The 6835-nt window shown below is 35.6% G+C and carries 5 protein-coding genes; 2 read left to right on the top strand and 3 right to left on the bottom strand.

What is annotated here, in order from left to right; genetic code table 11:
- Positions 1–105: 105 nt before the first annotated feature.
- The gene (locus U9P79_09730; GenBank protein ID MEA2104901.1) at positions 106–267 is read left to right on the top strand and encodes a hypothetical protein; all 162 of its coding nucleotides are present in this window, start codon (positions 106–108) and stop codon (positions 265–267) included.
- Between the two features lie 41 nt (positions 268–308).
- Here the strand turns inward: U9P79_09730 and U9P79_09725 are convergent, their stop codons facing one another.
- On the bottom strand, positions 309–1019 hold the full coding sequence (locus tag U9P79_09725) for a hypothetical protein (protein ID MEA2104900.1): 711 nt from the start codon (positions 1017–1019) through the stop codon (positions 309–311).
- Positions 1020–1339: 320 nt separating this feature from the next.
- On the opposite strand from U9P79_09725, the gene U9P79_09720 reads away from it, so the two are divergent.
- Complete coding sequence (locus tag U9P79_09720) at positions 1340–5131, top strand: C25 family cysteine peptidase (protein MEA2104899.1); 3792 nt, start codon at positions 1340–1342, stop codon at positions 5129–5131.
- Between the two features lie 659 nt (positions 5132–5790).
- Here the strand turns inward: U9P79_09720 and U9P79_09715 are convergent.
- Together U9P79_09715 and U9P79_09710 are read right to left on the bottom strand one after the other, a co-directional pair.
- Positions 5791–6594: an RNA methyltransferase gene (locus U9P79_09715; protein MEA2104898.1), complete on the bottom strand. Its 804-nt coding sequence runs from the start codon at positions 6592–6594 to the stop codon at positions 5791–5793.
- A 27-nt stretch (positions 6595–6621) separates the two neighbouring features.
- Positions 6622–6835 (bottom strand): hypothetical protein (locus U9P79_09710; GenBank protein ID MEA2104897.1); only part of this gene is annotated, 214 nt, incomplete at its 5' end.

Below are 6835 nucleotides of genomic sequence, written 5' to 3'. Positions count from 1 at the left end.
AAAAAATGTAAAATTGAAAAGAAATAGCCACGAATGCACGAATAAAAATAAAAATGATGAAATGGGAGAAGGGAAAAGGGAAAAGGGAAAACGGAGAAGGGAATTGTGAAAAAAAATAGCCTATCCGTTTACGGATGGGTAAAAAATGGGACTCATTATCTTACGCCATTTATGGCGTTTTTAGGGAAATGTAAGGGCGTGAACGCCCTTGATTATTTTGGATGCTTTTTTACCTATTTAAAAAATGTAAAATTGAAAAAAGAATAGCCACGAATGCAATTCAAAAACTTGTCCGTCCACTGGCTGATTCAAAATAAAATTTCAGTTACAAGATCCCTTTCAACTTTTTCAAAATACTTTCCAATTTTACTTTCATCAAATGAATTCGAATCTGCAAACTTTGATTTTGCAGCAACTACATAAACAGGAGTTTTGAAATATTTCGATAAATAAGCTATTTGAAATGTTCCCGTTTTGTTAATAAAAAAATCTTCATAAACCGCATCAGCACCAATAAGAACAAAATTTACTTTTTTCACATATTGTGAAAATTCAGAGTCTTCTATTAATTGTGAATCAATTCCTGCTTTTCTCAGGTTTTCCATACATATTTCGCCCTCCCCGAGTGGTAAAGAACGGCAACAGTAGACCTGTAGCACCTTCTCTTTATATTCATTAATTACATTGTAAACAGATGAACTGTTGCTGAAAGTTAAAATTCCAACATCCTCTTTAAAAAGAAATTCTGAATTTTTGATATAATCATAATTGAGTATTTTTGTTTTAATTCCCTGCAAAGTCTCTATATTAATTTCATTTTCGGAAAAGAAATTGAAGATTTTTTGCAAAGGTGTCATCTCGGAAAATTTATCTGAACCTGCCAGAATGAAACTACGAATTTTATTCTCATCATACCCGGCAGAAAGCATTGCGGAAATAATTTCTAATTCTTGTTTTGCAAGTTCTTCCGCACCTGAAGCGCGATTTGATAAAAACTCACTAACTTTTTTTTCTAACATAATAACCACACTTCCTTAAATATTTGGAGTAAAATACATCTAAAAATAATTTTTGGAAAAACTCATTGAAAATTTCAAAATCAATTTTTCCTAATAGAATTTCCAGTTGTCGAAATGATGAGATTTAAACTTTATGATTCTGATTATTCTGTAAACCTTTTTATAAAATTATCATAAATTTGCCCATTCAAGAGCAGCAATTAAAACGCAATTCTTTCCAAATGCCACTAAATCATCTCGTTCTTTTATTCCGCAAAATTTGACTCAAAAAATATATTTATGATAAATAGCGAAAACAAAAATTTTAAAAGGAATTTAATATGAAAAATTCAGTTACTTTTTTATTCGCCCTATTTTTGATTTTGAGCACAGTAAACCTTCTCGCAGAAATTCAGCAGGAATATAATTTTGATATAAATAGGATAGAATTTCAACAAGAATTTGGTTATGATTTTATTACATTTCCCGATGCGATAAATTTGGGACAAGTAGGTGCTCCGGACATTCCAAAAAAAATCGAGCGTTTTGTCATTCCCCAAAATAATAAAATTAAGTCCGTGAGAATAATATCTCTGATTTCCGACACCCTTACCGGAAAATATAATATTTATCCGGCACAACCTCCCCAAGTTCTTTCCAAAGATGAAAGTGAGATAAATTTCATTCCACCATCGAAAAAAATTTATTCAAGCAAAAATGCGTATCCTGAAAGAATTGTATCTCTTAGGAAAAATGGGTATCTTGCCGGTTATAATATCGCTTCGATCATTATTTCACCCTTGCAATATCTTCCTGCTGAAAAAAAACTAATCTTTCATTCCCATATTACGCTTGAAATATTATTTGAAAAGAGTGAAAGATATCGAATAGATTTTTCTACAAGAAATGCGAATAGCAAAAAAATGATTGAAGAGATTGTTGCGAAATCTGTTAACAATCCGATGCAAATTGAACAATGTTCACCCGAAATTTCGCAATCCGAATCACGTTTACCCGCTGAAGACCATTTGTACGTTATCATCACTTCGGATGAACTTGTTGCGGATTTTCAGCCATTAGCAGATTGGAGAAAGCGAAAAGGATTTTCGGCAAAAATTGTTTCAACTTCCTTTATTTATGCAAATTATGAAGGTGTGGATGATGCCGAAAAAGTAAGAAATTTCATCATCGATGCTTATGCAAGTTGGGGCACACTTTGGGTGCTCCTTGGCGGTGATACGGAAGTTATGCCATTCCGACAAGCATTCGCATTTGATTGTGAATATGGCAGTTATGAGGATAATTATCTTCCGTGTGATCTGTATTTTTCCGATCTGGACGGCAGTTGGAACGCAAACGGAAACGATATCTACGGTGAAATTGCGGACAATATTGATATGTATCCGGATGTTTTTGTGGGCAGAGCCTCAGTAGAAAATTCTATGGAAGCAACTGCTTTTGTGGAAAAAATATTAACCTACGAAAAAAATCCACCGGCAAATTTTTCTACGGAAATGCTATTTCTCGCAATGGTTTTATGGAATGATCCCTACACGGATTCGAGTGTAAATAAAAATTATATTGATGAAATGTTTGTTCCCCAAAGTTTTGATCCCATCGAAAAATTATATCAATCGCTCGGAAATGAAACACCGGAAAATGTGATGAATGCTCTCAATGCCGGACAAAATTTCATCAATCATTCCGGTCACGCAGGATGGCATGCCTTGAGCATTGGAAATTATCATAATATTGATAGAGAAGATATGGATGCTCTGACGAACGCACCCGCATTTTCAAATTTATATTCAATCGGTTGTTGGCCGGCAGCTTTTGATTATGATTGCGTAGCAGAGCATTTTTTAAATAATCCAAATGGCGGAGGTATAGCATTTTTCGGTAATTCTCGTTATGGATGGGGAAGTCCGGGCAACCCGTTTTTTGGATATTCAGATAGATTCGACCAAGAATTTTATCATCAGATTTTTGATCAAAACATAATTCTGGCGGGAAATACTTTGGGTGCATTAAAGACAAAATTTATTCCACTGGCACAAGCAGAAAATGTATATCGTTGGTGCGAATATGAGATAAATTTACTCGGTGATCCCGCTATGCCATTTTGGACAGATGTGCTTGATTCGATGGTCGTAATCTGCGATTCTTCAGTGCATTTAGGCGAAAATTATTATTCTGTGATTGTTCAAAATCAGGATTTATCCCCTTTCAAAAATGCTCTCGTTTGTGTGATGCAAAACGATGGGATTTACCAAAGCGGTTTCACAAATTTCAACGGACAAGTCGAATTTGATTTTGAAATTACAGATCCGAGTGAAAGCGTTTTTCTGACCATTACAGCCCCCAACAAATTTCCTTTTGAATCGAATCTCGAAATAATCGTTGCTGAACCCTATTTGGATATTGTTTCCTATTCCACAAATAATTCGCAAAAAGGATTAATCACTCCCGGAGATACGATTTTTATGAATATTGAGGTTAGAAATTTTGGAGCGGAATCCATTGGAGAGGTGGAATCGGAACTTGACACAGAAAGTGATAAAATAGTCATCTTGGATGGTCAGATCGAAATCGGGGAAGTGCCGGCTAACACTTCGCTAATAATCGAAAATGCTTTTTTATTCTCCGTCTCTTCTGAGATGCAAAATGGTGAAACGATTTTTCTGGATTACGAAATCACCGGAGAAGATCAATATTTTAAGCAGGGTTCTCTTCCTGTTCTCGGGGCAACACCTGTTCTTTCATATTTTTATAATGAGTATGAGAATGAGAATAATCCCGAACCCGGGGAAAGTGCTGAAATCCATCTCCTGATGGAAAATTCCGGATTTGCCGAATCTCAAAATGTAGAAATTGAATTTACCGCTCAGATCCCATTCATCGAAATTTTGGAACCGGTTACTAATTTGGAAAATATTCCGGCAGAAAAGTTTGCAGACCATATTCTTCCTGTAAGCATTTTGCCAAATTGCCCTACCCCATCTTTTGCGGAAATTGTAATGAATTTTGAAACTGAAACCGGTTATACTTTTGCAGACACATTTTCAATAGGAATAGGTGAAATAGGATTTTTCGACGAGATGGAAAGTGGTGATGAAAACTGGGAGCATTTTGGCGAAAATGATCTCTGGCATCTCTCGTCAGAGCAAAATTTTTCCGGTGAATACAGCTGGTATTGTGGCGATGAAGCAACTTTGACTTATGTAAATGACATGGATGCAAAGCTTCAAACTGAGGGAATAATTTTGGAAAAAAATGCCGAACTCTCTTTTTGGTGCTGGTATCAATTCCCAAATTATGGCACGGATGGTATTTATGCAGAAATATATGATGGAACGGAATGGATAGAACTTGATTTTATCGGAAGTGGTGGTGCTCTCGGAATTCTGCCAACCAGTAACGATTGGATTCAATACGTTTATGATCTTTCCGGATTTCCGCAGGGGACTGCAATTTCGTTAAGATTTCGAATGCATAGCGACGAATCTGAAGTGGAAGAAGGTGCGTTCATTGATGATGTGAAAATCGCAGGGACGAACAGAGTGATCTCTGCGAATTTTTCTGCGGATAATTTATACGGGGCTGAACCCTTAGTGGTAAATTTTACAGATAAAAGTTATTCTGCAGTTGATTCCATAGCTTCTTGGTTTTGGGAATTTGAAGACGGGTCTTTCAGTTATGAACAAAATCCAACCCACACTTTTGATGGTGTAGGCTCGGGAAAACAAACGATTAAACTTACGGTCGAAGATGAATTTGGATTTTCTTCTGAAAAAATAAGAGCCAATTATATTGAGGTGCTCAGCCTGGCAGTGGATGAAAATCCGTTTGGAAGCACTGTATTTCATCAAAATTATCCAAATCCGTTCGCTGCAATTAGCGGAACTTCCATTCGTTTTGGGATCAAGAAAAAGCAAGATGTTCAAATAGATATTTTCAACATTTTAGGGCAAAAGGTAAAAAATATCGTTGCTGAAGAATTACCTCCCGGAAATTATTCATTTAATTGGGATGGAAAAAATGCGATGAATGATCAGGTTTCAGTCGGAGTATATTTCTACCGAATTAAAACCAAACAGAATAATTACGTGAGGAAAATGCTGTTGATGAGGTGATTTGTTTTAGCCACAAAACCACATAAAAAAAATACTACAACATTCTATTCCCTGAAAGGGATAAATAGAATAGCATAAGGTTGCGAAGCTACCTTATGTAATAGAACCGGAAAATAATTTTTTCGCTGAAAGCGATATATAAAAAGCGATGGGAAAAGGGAGAAGGGAAAAGGGAGAAGGGAAAAGGGAGAAGGAAAATTTTGAATTTTGAATTTTGAATTGTGAAATGGGGAAAGGGGAATGCGAAAAAACAACCACGAATTCACGAAAAAAATAGCCTATCCGTTTACGGATAGGTAACAAATAAAATTAAATATTCTACGCCATTTATGGCATTTTTGGGGAAATATCCGCCTGCTTCGTGTCCGCCAGCCGGCGGATTATCTGTTTTATTTATCCCGCCCGCCCAGTGAAATCTATTTTTTTCGATATTTCATTCGGGTGAAATGATTTTATCTTTTTTATTTATCCCGTGAAATGCTTTTATCTGTTTTATTTCACTGGGATTTCACGGGGATTTCACAGGGGTGATATTTTATACATTTATGGCATTTTGGAGTAAAATATCCGTGATATTTTATACAACACTGCAACATCACGGATGTTGCACTCCAAATTTACTTAACTATTTTTTTTATGTTCTTTGTGCCCGTAGTGGTTCACCTTTTTTTGTTTTTCCTCGATTTCATCCATTGCCTTTTAATTTCGGAAATACAAATTCCAGCAGTTACTCCAACGTTTAGCGAATTTTTCCAACCGGACATTGGTATTTGAACGATTTCATCACAAAGTTCCAGAATCTTTTTTGATATTCCGAGTGCTTCATTCCCAAGCACCAAGACACACGGGGATTGAAAATTTGTTTGATAAATTGATATTGCATTTTGAACGGTTTCGGCAGCATAAATTCTAATATTTTCCTCACGTAATTTTTTGATTATTTCTCCCGCTGTTTTATACATTTCCCACTCAAGATACTTTTCAGTTCCCATAGCGGTTTTCTTCACTTTATCATTTTGGGGAGTGGGTGTGTAACCGCAGAAATATATTTTTTTTATTCCAAAACATTCTGCAGAGCGAATGATCGAGCCAACATTGAAGGCGGAACGAAGATTGTTCAGAATGAGATATAGAGGAAATGTTTTATTGTTTGTAGAATTTTTTTCTCCATCTTGTTTTAAAATGATAAAATCCGAATCTCTTAAATCGCTTCCATACTGATTTACAAAAGGTGCTACAATTTGGAGAAAATCCCGCAAAGAAATTGTTGTATTAATATAAATTTTTTTCTTAAAATATTTTGCAGAATCTATAAATCCCAGACATTGATTGAATTCCCTGATAAGATTTAAGCGGAGTTCTTTATTATCCCATTTTTTTTCGATTTCGTTAATGAAATCAAGCAATTTTTTTTGCTGCATTTCTTCGGAGAAGGTTAGAAACTTATTTTGTGAGAATTTCATGCTCAAACTCGCTGTGTTATTTGTTTACTAAAACATTGAATCCCGAAAAACATAAGCAAGATTCGGGAAAATAAATATTGTGATTTGGGAGTATTTGAGTTTATCCGCAAAGTAGTTCAAGCGTCCCCGCTTGAAGAAGCACCTTGCGGATGGTTGTTTTCCAACGGGATTTGTTATCCGCAACCTCCGCAATTTTCGTCGTTTAGATATTTCAACCATTGCGGAGGTTTCAAACCATCCG

Source organism: Candidatus Cloacimonadota bacterium, from assembly GCA_034661015.1.
GTDB lineage: Bacteria > Cloacimonadota > Cloacimonadia > JGIOTU-2 > JGIOTU-2 > JAYEKN01.
This window is presented reverse-complemented; position numbering and strand designations above follow the sequence as displayed.